12 protein-coding genes are annotated in these 17,174 nt (G+C 64.6%); all 12 read right to left on the bottom strand.

Annotated features, from left to right (window positions below):
• From ASB57_RS29100 to ASB57_RS29045, 12 genes are read right to left on the bottom strand one after another with little or no spacing between them, the layout of a single operon-like run.
• Positions 1 to 1,326 (bottom strand): glycosyltransferase family 4 protein, encoded by a 1,326-nt coding sequence (locus ASB57_RS29100; RefSeq protein ID WP_231755286.1) that lies wholly within the window; start codon positions 1,324 to 1,326, stop codon positions 1 to 3.
• On the bottom strand, positions 1,323 to 2,327 hold the full coding sequence (locus tag ASB57_RS29095; RefSeq protein ID WP_057655507.1) for a hypothetical protein: 1,005 nt from the start codon (positions 2,325 to 2,327) through the stop codon (positions 1,323 to 1,325). The genes ASB57_RS29100 and ASB57_RS29095 overlap by 4 nt, the downstream gene beginning before the upstream one ends.
• The gene (locus tag ASB57_RS29090) at positions 2,320 to 3,282 is read right to left on the bottom strand and encodes a polysaccharide deacetylase (RefSeq protein WP_082621918.1); all 963 of its coding nucleotides are present in this window, start codon (positions 3,280 to 3,282) and stop codon (positions 2,320 to 2,322) included. The genes ASB57_RS29095 and ASB57_RS29090 overlap by 8 nt, the downstream gene beginning before the upstream one ends.
• Before the next feature lie 5 nt (positions 3,283 to 3,287).
• Positions 3,288 to 4,091: a polysaccharide deacetylase family protein gene (locus ASB57_RS29085; protein ID WP_057655505.1), complete on the bottom strand. Its 804-nt coding sequence runs from the start codon at positions 4,089 to 4,091 to the stop codon at positions 3,288 to 3,290.
• On the bottom strand, positions 4,088 to 8,638 hold the full coding sequence (locus ASB57_RS29080; RefSeq protein ID WP_057655502.1) for a glycosyltransferase: 4,551 nt from the start codon (positions 8,636 to 8,638) through the stop codon (positions 4,088 to 4,090). The genes ASB57_RS29085 and ASB57_RS29080 overlap by 4 nt, the downstream gene beginning before the upstream one ends.
• Before the next feature lie 10 nt (positions 8,639 to 8,648).
• A complete protein-coding gene (gene wecC, locus ASB57_RS29075) occupies positions 8,649 to 9,932 on the bottom strand; it encodes a UDP-N-acetyl-D-mannosamine dehydrogenase (protein WP_082621916.1) in 1,284 nt (427 codons plus the stop codon).
• Positions 9,933 to 9,946: 14 nt separating this feature from the next.
• On the bottom strand, positions 9,947 to 11,065 hold the full coding sequence (wecB, locus tag ASB57_RS29070; RefSeq protein WP_057655500.1) for a non-hydrolyzing UDP-N-acetylglucosamine 2-epimerase: 1,119 nt from the start codon (positions 11,063 to 11,065) through the stop codon (positions 9,947 to 9,949).
• Entirely contained in the window at positions 11,062 to 13,311 is a 2,250-nt protein-coding gene (locus ASB57_RS29065) for a hypothetical protein (RefSeq protein ID WP_156414313.1), read from the bottom strand. Before ASB57_RS29065 ends, wecB begins: the two co-directional genes overlap by 4 nt.
• Before the next feature lie 21 nt (positions 13,312 to 13,332).
• On the bottom strand, positions 13,333 to 14,478 hold the full coding sequence (locus tag ASB57_RS29060) for a chain-length determining protein (RefSeq protein ID WP_231755285.1): 1,146 nt from the start codon (positions 14,476 to 14,478) through the stop codon (positions 13,333 to 13,335).
• An 18-nt stretch (positions 14,479 to 14,496) separates the two neighbouring features.
• Positions 14,497 to 15,153 (bottom strand): ABC transporter ATP-binding protein, encoded by a 657-nt coding sequence (locus tag ASB57_RS29055; RefSeq protein WP_057655496.1) that lies wholly within the window; start codon positions 15,151 to 15,153, stop codon positions 14,497 to 14,499.
• Entirely contained in the window at positions 15,150 to 15,983 is an 834-nt protein-coding gene (locus tag ASB57_RS29050) for an ABC transporter permease (protein ID WP_057655495.1), read from the bottom strand. The genes ASB57_RS29055 and ASB57_RS29050 overlap by 4 nt, the downstream gene beginning before the upstream one ends.
• On the bottom strand, positions 15,983 to 17,107 hold the full coding sequence (locus ASB57_RS29045; RefSeq protein WP_082622095.1) for a polysaccharide biosynthesis/export family protein: 1,125 nt from the start codon (positions 17,105 to 17,107) through the stop codon (positions 15,983 to 15,985). The genes ASB57_RS29050 and ASB57_RS29045 overlap by 1 nt, the downstream gene beginning before the upstream one ends.
• Between the last annotated feature and the right edge of the window lie 67 nt (positions 17,108 to 17,174).

Genomic DNA, 17,174 nt, shown 5'->3' with positions numbered 1-17,174 from the left:
TCAATGGCCGCCTTCGATGCTCGGTAAGACGTCTTGAACATAAGTGTCCCAGCTGCGCTTGCTGACCGCGTACTGGCGCGCGCGGGCGCCCATTTCCGTCAACGCGGCGGGATCGCTGAAGGCCTGGCCCAGTGTCCTGGCCAGATCGGCGGCGTCCCCCGCCTTGAAAAACCAGCCCGCGGGGCGGTCGCCGAACTCATCGCGCAGCACGGGCAGATCGGCGGCGACCACGGGGCGACCCAGCGCCAGGGCCTCCACCAGCTTGATCGGCGGCACGATGCGACAGACATCGAAGGGCTTGCGCGGAATGCAGACCAGGGCACACCGCGCCAACGCGGCGCGGGCGGCGGCCGGCGGCATGCGCCCCATGAACAGGATCAGATCCGTCAGCCCCGCGCGCTCGACCTGCGCGCGCAGGTCGGCCTCGGCCTCGCCGTGCCCGATCAGGCTCACCGTCACGCGCCGGCCCGCACGCCGCAAGCGTCCCACGGCGTCGATCAGCGTATCCAGGCCTTCATAGGAGATCAGCGAGCCCGCATACCCGATGGTGTCCGGCTCGACGACCAGCGGATCCACCGGCATGAAGCGGGCCGGATCGACGCAATTCGGCAGCAATGCCACGCGCTCGGCATCGATGGCCCAATGGGCTTGCGCATAGCAGCGCAACTGCTCGGAAATGACGAACAGGCGGTCAGCGTGGCTGGCGACCAGGCCTTCCAGCTGCAAGCCCTGCCGGAAGCCCTGGCTTTCTTCATAGCGGGGTTTGCGTGCGCTGCGGGTCAACTCCCACAGACCGCGCATCTCGTATTGGAAAGGGATGCCCAGCTGACGCGCCGCCAGCAACGCCGGCAAGGCGTTGACGTGATTGGACGCCGCATGGATCACCGCCACCCGGTGCCGCTGGGCCACTTGCGCCACCGACCTGGCGGCCTGCACCGCATACTGCAACACGGGACGCACGTTGGACGGCGTGCGCGTATGTGTGTACGTCAGGTTTTCCACCTGGGTGGTCTCGACATCTGTCTCGCCCAGGCGATCGCGCCTGTCCCAGGGATAGCCGGGGCGCGTCATGACATGCACATTGGGGCGCGCCGACCGCAGCGCGCACACGACCTCATGCGTGCGGGTCACATACCCGCTCATGTGATAGGGCAAGGCGCTGGCCGCGACGTAGAGCAGACTGCCCGCATCGGGCGCGTACGGCGTCACGGCGGCGGCCCGGTCCAATTGCCGCTGGATGGCGCCGGCCGTCACCACGCGGCTGAGCCCCATCCAGGACTGCGTCAGCCACGCCGGCGCCACGAGAGAGGACAGCAGCCACGTCATGCCGTGCGCCTTGACGCAGCCGGCGTTCCGGCGGCCGGTGCCCCAGCGATCGGCGCCACGGCATCCGCCCGCTCCACCGCGATCGTGCGCGCCGTCAAAATCTTGCCGCGTTTGTGCAGATCGAGGAATTCCGCGGTGGTGATGACGTCGTAATGCCGGGTCAGGCGGGCCACCAGCTTGCGGTAGCCCTCGATGCGCTGGTCGTCCCGATAGACACCGTAGCCCCGCTCGTCCCAGTACAGCAAGGACCACGAATGAAGCAGGAACACCGAAAAGTCCGGACTGCCGCTGAACGTGTCCAGCAACAGCTTGCCCCACCACGGCCGAAAGCGGAAATAGCTGGATTCCGGGTAGGTGAGCCTGGCCCACCAGGCGTCCTTGCCGACGCTCGGCAGGATACGCTTTTCAGTCATGGGAATCTCGATGATGCCATTGGACCAGGCATAGGGCTCGTTGGTCGCTTCGGCATAGGGGCTTTGTCCAGCCCGCAAGGCGCACATGGAGTTGTTGAACGACAGCGGGATACCCACGTCTTCCAGCGCGCGGATGGTATTGGCGTTCCACCGGAACGAGCCGGCGCGAAACGCCCGTATGGGGCCGCCGGTTACCTCGGATATCAGACCGCCGAAATGGCGCAGGACGAAGGCGGACCGGGCATAGTCTGTGTACTGGTTCATATACTGCGGCCGCGGCGCCAGCCCGTGTTCCTCCCAGAACGTCGCGGGCAGATACTCGGGATGCGTGTGCAGTTGCACGTCCTGTCCCTGGCCGTGCAGCCAGCGCACCACGTCCATGGCCCCGTCCAGCTCCCCATAGGCGCCGCACAGGTCGACGAAGAAGACATGCTTGACGCCGAACTCGTCGCCTATCTGGCACATCTGCCGCAAGCCGGCGGTGCCTTTGTGATGCTCCCCCCACATCAGGCGCTTGACGTGGTCGTTCGGTGCCCGCTTGGGCAGGGCTTCGGTATCCACTGTGATCAACGCGTAGCGATCAGGCATTGCGGTTTCCCCCTTGTTGTTCGGCCAGTCGCAGGTCCACCCGCGGACCCGTTTTTATTTTTCCGCGCCGGCACAGCTCCAGGAATTCCGGAGTAGTGACGACGTCATAATCCGCCGCCACGCGGGCCATCAGCACGCGATAGGCGTCCAGCCGGCCGTTGTCCAGATAGACGGCCTGCCGCTTCTCGTTCCAGTAGAGAAAGGACCACGAGTGCAGCAACAAGACCGCGAAAGGCAACCCGCCATCCAGGAAGCGCGGCATGCCAACGAAGCGTCGGGTCTTGAACGGGAAGTAGCTGGATTCCGGATAGGCCAGACTGACCCACCGTTCACGCCGTGCGCCCTGCGGCGCGATGTACTTCTCGGTCACCGGCACCTCGATGATGCCGTTGGACCACGTATAGGGCAGATTGGTCGGGACCGCATAGGGCGCCCGTCCGGTCATATAAGCCCGCATCGAGTTGTTGAACGACAAAGGGATGCCCGCCGCATCGAGCGCCCGGATGAAATCCGCGTTCCAGCGAAACGACCCGGCCCGGCAGGCCCGCACCGGCTTGCCGGTGATCTCCCGCAGCAGGCCGCCGAAATGCTTGAGCAGGAACATCGCCCGGGCCGCCCCCTCGTACTCATTGATGTACAAGGGTTCGGGCGGCAAGCCATGGCTTCCCCAGAATTCCCGCGCCAGCGTTTCCGGATGCAGATGCAGTTGCACGTCCTGGCCGGCGCCGTCCAGCCAGCCCACCACTTCGCGCATGGCGTCCGTGTAGCGCGGGCTGGCGCACATATCGACGAAGAACACATGCTTGACGCCGAACTCGGCGCCTATCGCGCATATTTCCCGGATGCCAGCCGTCCCCGCGGCATGGCGCCCCCAGATCAGGCGCTGCACATGATCGGCAGCCGCCCGCTTGGGCAGCGCTTCCGTGTCGACCGTCAGCAGTGCGTAGCGGTCCATGGCGTTTATCTGGACTCCCTGACCAGCTGCGCGAATTGATCCAGCTTCAGCCAGGGCGAGACGTTCAGCCTGCGCACCACATGCACATCGTGATCGGGATCTGGATAAGCCAGCCCTCTTTCAGTCGAATAGAAGTATCGGTATCCCGCCTCGACCAGCGTGTCGATGGCCTGCGGGCTGTATTGGCCAAACGGAAAACAGAAATGCTCGGTCCCATCCAGCATCTGCCGGCACTTGATCGCGTCCTCCAGCAGCGTGGCGTGGTCCGCCGCCACCAGACGCGACACCTTCTGCTCGTCGCGCTTATGCATCCGGTGCGTGTGCGCCGCCCATTCATAAACATCCGTCTGGTTGAACATCTCCATCCTGGACACGTACTGCAGCCGGTCCGGGTCCAGCTCCGCCACCGGCAGCTCAGGCTGATATCCGGTGATCAGGAATACCACCGCCGTGAAGCCATACCGCTTGAGAATGCCGTAGCAGTACCGGGCCACGCTCAGATGGCCATCGTCGAACGTGATCATTACCTTGCGCTCGATGTCCATCTGCTCGCCCTTCATGTACTCCTCGAACTCGGCCAGCTTGACCGACGAATAACCGTTCTCATGCAGCCATGCCATCTGCTCCGCGAAACTCTCCACCGTGTTGGTCACGGTCCCGTTGCGGTAAAGGCTCGTCTCCTTCAAGGCCTCCGGCAGATGATGGTGATAGGTAAGAATGGGCAGACCTCGCTTCTTCTTCTCGCGCGGCCAGGGCGGCGATGCGCCGCCGAACAGCCGCGTCAACCAGGCTTTGATGATGGCTCTCATGCTCTGGAGAACAGCTTCTGGGCGTCCAGCTGCTGGCGCACCGAGTCAAAGGTGTAGCGCTGCGCGACGTCGCGCAGGCGTCCGCCGGCATCCACGCGCAGGGCCGGCGACGTGGCCAGTTGCCGCAGCAGTTCGCCCGCCTGTTCGCGTGTCCCGGCGAACAAGGGATAGTCCTTGCCCAGCACCCCCTCGAATACCGCGCTACGCGCCAATATCATGGGCACGCCCAGACTGGCGTACTCCAGCACCTTGGTCGACAACTCCAGCGTTTCATGCTCGAAGACCGGATCGCGGAAGGCCCAGCTGGCGTGCATGCCCTGCAAGCGCCGCATCAAGGCATCGCGGTCCAGCGCGCCATGCCATTGCAGTCCATCACCGTTTTCCAGCTGCCCCTGCACCAGGGGGCGGAAGCCGGGATCGTCGGGCGGGTTGTGGATCTTGTCGCCGAAGACATGCAGTTCGGCGTCCGGCACCGCGCCACGCAAGGCGCCGTGCGCTTCGAACAGCTCCCTGATGCCCCAGCGCGGGGCGAACTTGCCCGCGTAGCAGTAGCGGAATGGCGTCTCGCCATCGAGCGCCGTCCGGTCCACGCCGCCGTCCAGCACGGCCGGCACCATCGGGGGCAGCAGCCGCGTGCGCACCTCTGCCTGCGGGAACAGCCGCGCGAAGTAGGCCATCATCTCCGGGGTCTGGCACAGGATATATTCGCTTGCGGCGATGATGGTTTCGATCTTCGCCCGGCTTTTGGCATCCAGCAGCTCGGCCTGCTGCGGGATATCGGTCAGATACGCCCACAGCCGCCCCGCCAGGCGCGGCGAACGCGCGGCTTGCGAGCACACCTCCAGGCCGCGCATGATGAAGGCCCGGAAAGGACGCTCCCGGTCCAGCTTCTCCAGCCAGGCCACGGCGTCCGGCTGCGACAGGCCGGTCCTTGCGTCGGCCAATTCCGGCTCGACCAGCCGCACCGCGGGTGTCAGATCCAGCAGGCGGGAGATCACCTGCGTCCGATGGACACGCGCCTTTAGCACCACGGATATGCGCAGGTCGCCCAGGCCGCTCAATACCTCGGCCAGCGAGGCCGCCCATATCGCCGAACCATCCATGATGTTCAGATTGACGTCGCCATACAGGGCCACATCGGTAACCCTTTCATCTTGCGCCAGCAGGCGCTCTTCCGCCGCCGCGTTGACGGTGTCGCCGCCCCTTCCGCTCAACAACGCCAGCTCCTGCGACACCGTCTGCCGATAGCTCGACTGCGCCCGTACGCGTTCGCCCGCGGCCTGCGACATGGCCAGGAAGGTTTCGGGCTCCAGCACCAGGCGGCGGACGCCGGCAGCCAGCCCGATGGCGTCCTCCGGCTCCGCCATGATGCCGCAGCGTTCGTCGACGAATTGCGGAATGGCCGCCACCCGGGTCGTCACCGGCACCAGGCCCGATGCCATCGCCTCGTCACGGGATACGCCTTGGGAATCGGCGCGCGACGGCACCAGGAAGACGCCATAGTCCCGATGCAGGGCGGCGATCTCGCGCTGCTGCAGGAAGCCTCTGTGCAGGGTCACGTTGGGGTACTGGCGCAAAGGCTCGACCGTGTCGTCGAACAAGGGCCCGTCCCCGACCAGACGGATACGCAAGTTGGGAAAGAAGGGCTCGTGCGCGAGCGCCTGGATGGCCTTGACGGTCAGGTCATTGGCATAGACCGTGGACGCATATGGACGTATCGACAGCAGGTCAAAGCGCTGCTCGGGCAGTTTGGGCACGTACTCGAACAGGTCGCCGTCGACAAAGTTGTGGATGACGGCAAGATTGCCGACGTTATCCATGTTCAGCCGCAGGTCCGACAGCGCCTCCAGCGCCTGGTTGTCGGAGATGAACGCCACCGTCAGGTTCGGATGCCGCAGGGTCAGGATCTCGCGCCACATGAGCATCCGCGCATCCGACGTGCGGCGGGATGCGTTGCGCGTATCGTCCGTGGTGTGGTTGGACGCCCGGCGCCACCAGGGCTGGATCTCGGACCCATGCGCCCAGATGACCACCCGCACGCGGTCGAGCTGCTCCCGCAACGCGTTCCAGATCGGCCGGTCGCAGATATGCACGGCCACGCTGTCATGCGTGCCGGACACTAGCGCATGCTTCAACTGACTGACCTGCGCATCCACCACATCGACATTCTCGAATTCGCGGAATTGGCCGCCCCCGGCCATCGTGATACGCATCACCTCGGTGGGCCAGCCGGAGCGGTTGTAAGCCTTGACCCGGGAATGGACGAAGCCGAAACGATAAAGATCGTCGTAGCTGGGATATTGCCGGCTTACCACCAGCTGGCGTCCGCTCGGCAGCAGGTCGAATTCCGGCGGGCAGGACTCCAGCAGGACGATGCGGCCGATCTGCGCCTGGCCGCTGCCCTGGACCCGCATCCCAAGCCGGATCGACGCGGTTCCCGCCGGCAGGGGGATGCCATCGCGCATCCCGAGCAGATGCATGTAATGGGATATCTTCTGGCCCGCACCATCCAGGAAAACGAAGACCAGGCGGACATCCAGCTGCGCGTCGCCCGGGACGATGAAGCCGAAGTCCGGACGTGACGTCACGTCCGCCGGCGCGAACTCCTTGCTCAGATAGACGTACTTGTACTCTTCGTCTCCAAGCTTGCTGTCCAGCTCGACCAGGCCGTTCTCGTTCAGGCTGAGCTTCATGCTCTTGTGTATGGACCGGGGCGGCACCAGGGGCAGCCAGTCCTCCGGCTCCAGCGCCACCCGCTCGTCCACTTGCAGCGGCCGCACGCGCTGCGCGCGCGGCTGCATGTCCTGCGGCAGGCTGGCGCCCGTGCGCTGTACGTCCTCGGCATCGACGACCGCGGCAGCAACCGCTTCGTGACCCGCGCCACCGGCACAATAGCTGAAGGCATCGATGGCGATCAGATTGCCTCCTTCCACGTGGCCGTCCTCCAGCCGAGGCCCGCCGTCCTCGGCCCAGGGCTGGAGAAGCGCCGGGGGCAGCAGGCTGCGGCGTAGCGCCGCACGGCTGACCGGCACGTATTCCTGGCCGCCATCCTGTTCCGTCACCGCGCCGTCGGCGTCGATGGCATGATACGAAGCCTTGGTCAGGCCGGCGCCGCCCGCCGCGGGGCGGGTCGCGAAGGCGGTCGCCAGCATCAGGTCGTTCAGGTATTGCTTGCCGTAGTAATCGGCACTGGACAGGGGCGCCACGTAATCGTAGTGGCGGGCCCGCTCCAAGGCCGTATGCCTGCTGTCGACGACGACCACGCGCGAATGGCTGCACAGCCCCTGCGGCGCCACCAGCAGCAGAATGACACGCGGCCGTACCTGGCGCTCCATGGCGGCGATCAGCACCGCGGCCTCTTCCTTGGTGGACGCTTCGCCCAACAGGGCGACGCGCGGCGCGGCAGGTACCGTGGACCGGTCGAACACCTTGCCGGCGATATAGGCCAGCCGCTGGGTGTAGGTATGCTCGGACAGCACCTTGCGCAGGGCCTGCAGCCGCAATTTTCGGTAGGCGACGTCATCGCCGACCAGCGGCGCCAGGCGCTTTTCCAGCTCGCCGGCGTCGTCCGACGCGATGACCAGATCGCCGAACAGCTGGCGTAGCCCCTTGGAGAAATTACTGACCACCACGGTATTGCACGCCATCAGCTCCAGGGCGCGCCGGGCGAACATGGTCTGCGACTGCTTTACCGTATTGACGGTGATGCCAAAGCGGTAGCCCTTATACCCCTTGTCCATCTCGGTATAAGGCAAGGTGCCGCGGATCTCCCCGTGGAATTCCTGGGGAAACGCGAAGTCATGCGGCAGCGGCCGATCGCCGTTGCGGTCGTAGATTTCCACCCACTTCAGCTTGCGCGCCACCCCGACCAGCGTACGGAAGTTCTCCTGGCGCTCCAGATAATGGGGATACCACGACCCCGCGAAGGAAAAGCCCTCGCTGCGCTCCACCGTCGCCAGCGGATTGTGTAAGGCTATCTGCGCCGCGAACGGCAGGAAGTACACCCTTTCATGGCCCACCGCGCGCTTGTACTTGGCGATGCAGTCCATGTCCGTGGTGAAGACGTGGTCGACCATGCGCGCCACCGGCAGGAAGCGCGAGAAATGAACGGGGTCCTCCTTGCACCACAACAGGGTCGGCACGCCATGGTCGCGCGCCCATTTCACCAAGGCCCGTAACTCATCGGACACATGGCTGACCTTCTTTTCCCAGGAGTTGTCCAGGCCGCGCCAGGCCGATTCGATAAAGACCATGTCCGGTTGGAAATTGGCTACATCTCGCAGCCAGGTTTCCGCGCTCAAAGGCAGCAGACGGCATTCCGGCCCGAAGGCATGGTGGGTGAAATCGTCCATCACGGCGGCCACCCGCAACTGCTTCAGATCCGTCGCCGTCTGGTCCTGTACCAGGCGCCGCTCGCACAGGCGGATATTGGCCTCGAAATACTGGTGGCCCAACAGCGCGCCAAGCTGCTCGTACAGTTCGGACGCGGTCTGGTAGTTGCCGCGCAGGTATTCGTGCTCCGCCTCGCGCACCAAGGACTTCTGCATGCTTGCTCCCCTAGGCGGCCAGCGTGTGTTCGACGGCCAGCAGGCCCACGACGTCGATGATCCTGGCGTGCTTCCTGATGTCGTCGAGAGCCAGGACGAAGGGCTGGTGCTTGACGAGCAGGCACAGCACATCCGCCTGGACCAGGGCGTCTTCCAGGGTGACCAGGCTCAGGTTGTCGGCGGCGAGGCTGGCCGGCAGGAAGTCGATATTGGGCTCCACCACCTGAACCTGGCAGCCCAGCTCGACGACCTGACGAACGATCTCCACCGCCGGGCTTTCGCGTAAATCGTCGATATCCGGCTTGAATGCGACGCCCAGGCAGGCCACCTTCAAATCCTGCTGCCGGGCGGTCTTCTTCAATTCCCGCACCTCGGCCAGCGACGCCTTGATCTTGTCCAGTACCCAGACCGGCTTGTGATCGTTGACCTCGCGGGCCGTGCGGATCATGCGCGCCGTCTTGGGCGCGGAATCGACGATGAACCAGGGATCGACGGCGATGCAGTGCCCGCCCACTCCGGCGGCGGGTTGCAGGATATTGACCCGCGGATGGCGATTCGCCAGGCGTATCAGTTCCCATACATCGATGTTCAGCTCATCGCACACCAGCGACAACTCATTGGCGAAGGCGATGTTGACGTCGCGGAAACTGTTCTCCGTCAACTTGCACATCTCGGCCGTGCGGGCATTGGTGACGATCAGCGCGCCTTCGACGAAGGTGCGGTACAGCTCCACGGCCATCTCGGAGGCCGTCTGCGTCATGCCGCCGATCACCCGGTCATTGGCCACCAGCTCCTGCACCACCTTGCCCGGCAGCACACGTTCCGGGCAATACGCGATCTGCACACCCGCCGCATCGCCCGCCTGGGGCGGAAACGTCAGATCGGGCCGCGCTTCGACCAGCCATTGGGCCAGCTTCTCGGTGGCGTCGACCGGGGAGGTGCTTTCCAGCACGACCAGATTGCCGGTCGCGAGCACGGGCGCGATCGACTTGGCGGCGGCTTCGATATAGCTCAGGTCCGGCCGGTGCCCATCGGTGAACGGCGTGGGCACGGCAATCAGGAAAGCGTCGGCCGGTTGCGGCGTGGTGGTGGCCGTCAGAAAGCCTTCCGTCACGGCCGCATGCACCAGGATATCGAGCGCGGGCTCGACGATGTGGATCTTGCCCTGATTGATCGTGTCGACGGTACGTGGATTGACGTCCACGCCGATCACCTTCTTCTTGCGTGAAGCGAACAGGGTTGCGGTGGGCAGCCCAATATAGCCCAGCCCAATCATGGAAATGGTATCGAACACGGCGAACCTCTTTATCAATGTTTGAACTTCAGGACTTCAACGATCCGGGACGCCGCATGGCCGTCACCGTAGGGATTGTGGGCACGCGCCATGGCCTCGTAGGCGCGGGCATCATCGAGCAGCCGATTGGCCTCGCGCACGATGACGGCGGTGTCGGTGCCGACCAGCTTGACCGTGCCGGCGTCCACCGCCTCGGGCCGCTCCGTGGTGTCGCGCATCACCAGCACGGGCTTGCCCAGCGACGGCGCTTCTTCCTGCACCCCGCCGGAGTCCGTGATCAGCAGGTCGCTGCGATCCATCAGGTAGATGAAAGGCAGATAGTCCTGCGGTTCGATCAGATGCACGTCCGCCACATCGCTGAGGATCCGATGCACGGGCTCCTGCACATTGGGGTTCAGATGCACGGGGTAGACCACCTGCACGTCGCCGCGCCGGGCGATTTCGCGCAAACCTTTGCAGATATTCTCGAAACCCGAGCCGAAGTTCTCGCGGCGGTGCCCCGTCACCAGCACCATCCGCTTGGCCGGATCGAGGAAATCGAAGCGGGCCGCCAGGCTGGCGCGCAGGTCCTTGTCATCGCGCACGCGCTGCGCGACATCCAGCAGCGCGTCGATGACGGTATTGCCGGTCACGTGGATCGTATTTTGTGAAACGCCTTCGCGCAGCAGGTTGGCGCGGGCCTTTTCGGTGGGCGCGAAGTGCACGTCCGCGGTGGCGCCCACCTGCCGCCGATTCATTTCCTCGGGCCAGGGCGAATATTTGTTATTGGTGCGCAGGCCCGCCTCGACATGGCCTACTTCCACTTTGGCGTAATAGGCCGACAGGCTGGCCGCCAAGGTGGTCGTGGTGTCGCCATGCACCAGGATCATGTCCGGCTGCCATTCGCGGAAGACGTCCCGCATGCCCAGCAGCACCTTGCTGGTGATGTCGGACAGGTCTTGGCCCGGCGCCATCAGATTCAGGTCGAAGTCGGGCTTGATGGAGAAGATGCCCAGCACCTGATCCAGCATCTGGCGATGCTGGGCCGTCACGCAAACTCTGCTTTCCAGGCTGGCATCGGCCATCAAGGCCTTGACCACGGGAGCCATCTTGATGGCTTCCGGACGAGTACCGAATACGGTCAGAACTTTCATGATTTTGCACTCCGGGGACGCGCGGATATCAGGCAAGCGCCTTTTTCCAACTGACGTTCGGCGACTTGGCAGGTGTAGCCACTGGCTTGCAGTTCTGCTTGCCAGCGCGTGGCAATCTCTTTTTCGTCGTCCCGGACGTAGTCATCGAGGACGAAATCTATGGTGGCCCTTGGGAAAAGCTGCCGGATGATGGGACCGGCGGGGTAGCGCGCCATCCTGCCCACCGTGGCGGGCGGTCCGTCCACCACGACCAGGACGGCCAGCGAGCGGCCGCGCATGCTGGCCGCCAGCCCTTTCAGCACCGCGCCATAGTCGTAATAGGGAAACGATTCCTGCCCGGCGCTGGACCAGGCCGACAGCGGGGCCAGCATCAAGTCCACCATATTGGCGACCCCCGCCGCGTTCAACTGGCTCAAGGTCTGGGCGTGATACGCGTCCTGATGCTCGAACGACACGAATTTGGTCTTGGCGGCGTTCTTGCCGCGGCGCGGCGCCGCCTGGCGCGCCATGGCCTTGGCGATGACGACGGTCGACAGGCCGGCCCCGAACTCGATGACCACGTCGTAGTGCTTGAGCTCTAGCAGCTGCACCAGATAGACCGCGAAGTCCGGACTGACCGGCCACGTGTTGCGCTCCGGGCTCACCAGCGGCAGCTCGCCGTTGCTGTAGTAGCCCAACAGCCCCACCATCGCCTGCAACTGCCGGCTGGCGTTACCCACCTCGTCCCTGATGGCCGTTTGCAGCTGGCGCTCCAGATGGCCGGGAGATAGCGTTTCAAGCGCTTCCCGGGCCTTGGCCTCGCGTTCGAGCAGGGCGCGGCGTTCGCGCTCGCCCAGCACTCGCAGCCAGCGCAGTTGCTCGACCTGGCGCCGGTAGTCGAGCAGGGAGTTGTCCCGCTCGCGCACCGCCTGAGTCAATTCGTCATTCGCCAGCACGACGGCGTCGTGCTTACGCGCCAACTCTTCGTTCGTCCGCAGCGCGGCATCGTGTTTCCTGACCAGATCGTGATGGGTGCGGACCACGCCGTCATGGGTACGAATAAGGTCTTCGTGCTTCCTGCTCAGGGCATCATGCGTGCGGATCGCGTGCTGATGCGTCATGACCAGGGCATCATGCGTCTGGCGGGTTTCCCCGTGCTGCGCGGCCAGGACGGCGTGCGCCCGCACGGTCTCTTCGTGCAGCATGGCCAGGGCATCATGCTTGCGCAGCAGCTCCCGCTGCGCGTGGTCCAGTTCATCGTGACGGCGTTGCAGCGCGTCGCGCTCTTCCGCCACGCTCAGCAGCTGGCTGCCCTGGCGGGCCAGCTCCAACGCCAGGCCGGCGCGGGCGCGCTCCACGCCCTGATGCTCCAGCTTGACGGCGTCGACCTGCCGCATGTAGCGCGCGGCCAGGGCCTGCTGGTCGTTACGCTCGCGCATCAGCTGCCTGAGCTTGCGCTCGACCACCTGGGAACGGGACAGCGGATCGTATTTTTCGGTGATTTCGCGCTTGCGGGCCTGTTCGGCCTCCGCGCGCAGCTGCTCCACCTGGCGTTGCTCCGATTCGCTGAACTGCATGTCCGGCGGCAGGGCTTCCAACATGGCCTCGGCCTGTTCCGGGTGCCCGGCCTCATGCTCCCGGAACGCCAGCCACTTGAGCCGGAAGGGCCGCGGGTCCAGCTCGTAGGCCTGGCGCGCGTAATTGGCGGCGGACACGACGTCGCTCCTGGCCAGGCTGCGCGCCAGGGCGGTCAGGGCGCCGGCCTTCACGCTGGCTGGCGATCGTTCCAGCAAGGCCTGAACGGCCTCGTCCCCTCCCTCGCCGTAAGCCGCGATCAGCGCCTTGCAATCCTTGCCGCCCAATTTCCTGGGCGGTGCGTATTCCTTCACATCGCGCCAGATCGACCAGAGCTTGCCGGGCAAGCGCAAGGCCGCGGCGGGACCGCTGACGCCATGGACCATCGCCGTGCCGAAGCGGGACGCGAAGGACTGCCGGCCTTGCAGCCGATAGACGTCGTCGCGCGCCTCCAGAGCTTTGCGATAACGCATGTTTTCAGCGGCCACCTCGGGGAAGCGGCTATCCAGCATGACGTAGCTGGACCGGCTTTCCACCGGCGGCTGAACGGCCTGGTAGTGCCCCTGCTCCATTGCTTCCTGCACGTCATGCAACTGCGCGAACAGCATGGCATGTTCTTCGCGCAGCGACGACAACTCGACTTCCCCACTCCCTGTGTCGATGTTCTTCTCTTTTGTGTGAGCCGTACTCATCAGAAGGTCCCCCCAGGACGATCAGTCCACGTGATCCAACACAATGCTTTCCAGCAAGTTCAAGGTTCCGGCGACCACCAGCGCGATCAGCAACGTGACGACGATGTTGTAGACACGCCGTGGCTCCATCGGATATTCGGGCAGGGTCGGTGATTGCAGCACCGACACTTTCTCCAGCAGACGCAGGGAGTCGTTCCTGCCCTTCTCCAGTCCCAGCAGGGCCGACTTGTAGAGATCCTCGGTGAAGCTCACCTGCATCTGCAGGCGCTGGAAGGCCTCGACCGAGGCATTCAAGGGCGATCCGGAAGGTGTGGCCAGCTTGGCTTTTTCATCGGCGATCTGGCGATCCACGGCGTCGATCGCCTGCCTGAGCATCAGGATGTTGGGATGGCTGCGCTCCAGCGTCTTGGGCAGAGACGCCAGCTGCGTCTGCAATTGCGCGCGCTGTCCTTCCAGGGAAGCCACGATGGCATTGATGCTCTCGGCAGTCGCCGTGGGTGACAGCAAACCCTTTTCGTTCTGGTACTTCAGCAACGCCTGACTGGCCTGCTGGAAGCGCTCTTGCGCCTTCTCCACCTGGACGGTCAGAAAGCCGATCTGCGCCTCCGCCATCTGGTGGCCCAGTTCGTTCATATAGTCTTCGCCCTCGGCGACCAGCAGGCGGGCGATTTCGTAGGCGGTATCCTGGTCGTAGGCTTGCACCTTGATGCGCAGCACGCCGGCGTACTCGTCGTACTCCACGTCCACCATCCGCAGATAGAAGCGGTAGAAGAACTCGATGTCCTTGAACCACAGGCGCGACACGATGTCATAGCTCGAATTGCTGAAGTGCTTGCGCAGGTCCAGCCTGGCATCCAGCTTTTTCAGCATGTCCAGCGACAACAGGTAGTCGCGCAACAGCAACTGATCCGCGCGGCTGACGCTCAGCGAGGCGCCCGCGCCCAGCAGCGAGACCAGGTCCGGACTGGGCAGATTGGCGCTGTCGGTCTTGCGAATGATGACGTTAGCCTCGGACACATAGCGGTCGGACGCAAAAAACCCCCAATACACGGACACCGCCAGGCCCACCACCAGGCTGAGCTGGATCAGGCGCCGGAAGATGCGGGTCGGCAAACTTGGCCGGGGCGCCGACTGCCGCGCATCGAGGGGAAGAGTCTGTTCAGCCATTTTTTTATCCAGCCATTCTCATTGTGTTGCCTGGTACGCCGTCAGCGCGTCGTCCAGCTTGTCGAACCAGTGCGCCTTGCCCTCGTGGATCCAGATCCCCGCCTGGCAGAAATCCTTCAACGTGCCCTCGTCATGGGAAACCATGATCAGTCCGGCGCGATCGACCATGGACCGGAACGCACCGGCGGCCTTGCGCCGGAAAGAGGCATCGCCCGCGGCCGTCACCTCATCCGAGATATAGACGTCGAACTCGAACGCCAGCGACAGCGCGAACTGCAGGCGCGAGCGCATGCCGGACGAATAGGTGGTGACGGGTTCATCGAAGGCTTCCTTCAATTCCGAGAAGTCCTGGATGAAACGCAGGCGATCGGCCAGGTCGGCCGCATGTCCGTGCACCCGGCAGACGAACTTGGCGTTCTGACGCCCCGTCAACGTGCCTTCCAGGCCGCCCTGCCCCATGGGCCAGGACACGCGGCAGCGCCGCTCCACGGAGCCGTAGGTGGGCTGGTCGGCGCCGCCGATCAGACGCAGCAGCGTGGACTTGCCGGCGCCGTTCTTGCCGATCAGGCCGACATTGCACCTGCGCGGGATCGTCAGATCGACGCCGCGCAGCACCCATTTGCCCATGCCATGCTCGGTGCGGTAACGCTTGTGTACGTCGTGAGCGATGATCATTGCGTGACCAACTTCCGCGCGAAACGCCGATACAGCGCCAGGCCAAGAAAGAAACTGAGGCCGGCCCAGGTATAGAGATAGGCAAGGTCGACGCCGGCCACCATGTGGTACTCCGTGCCGAAGCCGTAACGCACCAGTTCCAGTCCGTGCGCCACCGGATTCCACAACAGCATGTCCTGGTAGGCCGACGGAATGGCGGAGATCGGCGAGATGGTGCCGGAGATCAGATACAGCGGCAGCATCAGTATCTTCAGGATGTGCTCGCTTTCCGGCACCAGCACCATCAGCACGGAAGCCACCAGGCCATAGCCCACCCCGAACAGCCACAGCCCGAACACGGTGACCGCGACCAGCAACGGGTCGCTGGGCAGGACCGGATAACCGGCCAGGCCGGCGCCGGCCAGGATCAAGGTGGAAACGACCACCATCAGGAAGGCTTCCAGCACGCCCCGCGCAAGCGCCACGTCGAAGGCCTTGACCTGCCGATACGCGAACAGCGGCTGGTTGGACTCCACGGCATAGGTCACCTGCACCGCCGTGCGGCGAAACATGAAGAACGCCAACATGCCGGTGATCACCCACATGGCGGCATCGATGCCGCCGATGTTGCGCAGACGGATGACCGTATAGATGTAGGTGATGAAGCCGATATGGATGACGGGCTCCATCAGCAGCCACAGCCATGCCGCCCGCATGTCGAAGAGGCGATCCAGGGCTTCGCGCAGGAACAGCGCCCGCGCCACCGCGAAAGACACGGTATAGGGGCTGCGCGCCCTATGCGTGGACGCCTCATCCGCCGGCGGAGCGATGGGCCGATAGCTGATACGCATTATTGGAAAGTCCTGTCCAGTGAGATCGTCGGCACCGCCACCGACACCACCAGGCGGAGGAATTTGTTGAATTCCGCCTCGGGCGAATTCGCGACGTAGATGACATCGCCGTTCTGGATGGGGAAGTTCTGCACCACGAAGAACGAAGAGGGATCGCGCAGGTCGACCTGGTACACGACGGGAACCGTGCCGTTCACGCCGCTCGGCGTCGTGCTGTCGGCGGCGACACCGTTCAGCAGCTTGGGATCCTCGAAACGGAAGATGAACACGCCCCGCGCGTCGGCCCGGTTGTCGGCCAGGCCGCCCGACCGCGCCAGTGCCTGTGCCAGCGAGATGCCCTGGGCCTCCAGCGGCATTTCATCGTTCTTGCCCAAGGCGCCCAGCACCGAGAAACTGCGCGGCTGGAACAGCGCGGTGACGACGTCGCCCGCTTGCAGCGCGACGTTCTGGCGGGGATCGCGAATGATGGTATCCAGGGCCATGGTGGACGTTACAGGCCCGCGCGTCAGCTGGATGGAGACGCGGTTCAAGGGCTGCTTCACACCGCCGCTCGCCGCGATGGCATCGAGCAGATGTTCGCCTTTGGGGGTCAGGGGCATCTGCTGGCTGCTGCCCACTTCCCCGACCACGGTTACGTTGGCGCTGTTGTTCTTGACGACCCGCACCAGCACCTGCGGGCTGTTGGCCTTGCCGCTCAGCCTGGCGGCCACGGTATCTTCGATCTGCTGGCTCGTGCGGCCCTGCACCGATACCCGGCCGGCGAAGGGCACGGTGATGGTGCCGGCGGAGGACACCATCTGGGGCGGGAACGTGACGGCATTGGCGGTGGCCGGAACGGGCCTGGCCGGGTCCATGGGCGCCGCGGCGCCGAACAACATCGCGGGCGGCGACTCCCAGACGGAAACCTCGATGACGTCGCCGGCGCCGACGACGTAACTGTTGGGAACCCCGCGCGGAAACACGTCCGAGAACTTGCCCAGCGCTTTGCCGCGGGCCAGCTTGCGGGCCAGCGCATCGTTGACATCGACCAGCGCGATGCCCTCGATGCGCGCGTTGGCGCGCCCTTCCTGGGCTTCCATGACCTGCTGCCGGCTGGCGCCACTGGAAGAGATCCAGCCTGGCATGGTGCCGCAACCTGCCAATGTCACCAGGAGGAGGGGTGTGACATACCGCAGAACCGAATCCAACGAA

It is taken from the genome of Bordetella sp. N, from assembly GCF_001433395.1.
In the GTDB taxonomy this organism is placed as follows: Bacteria; Pseudomonadota; Gammaproteobacteria; order Burkholderiales; family Burkholderiaceae_B; genus Bordetella_C.
This window is presented reverse-complemented; position numbering and strand designations above follow the sequence as displayed.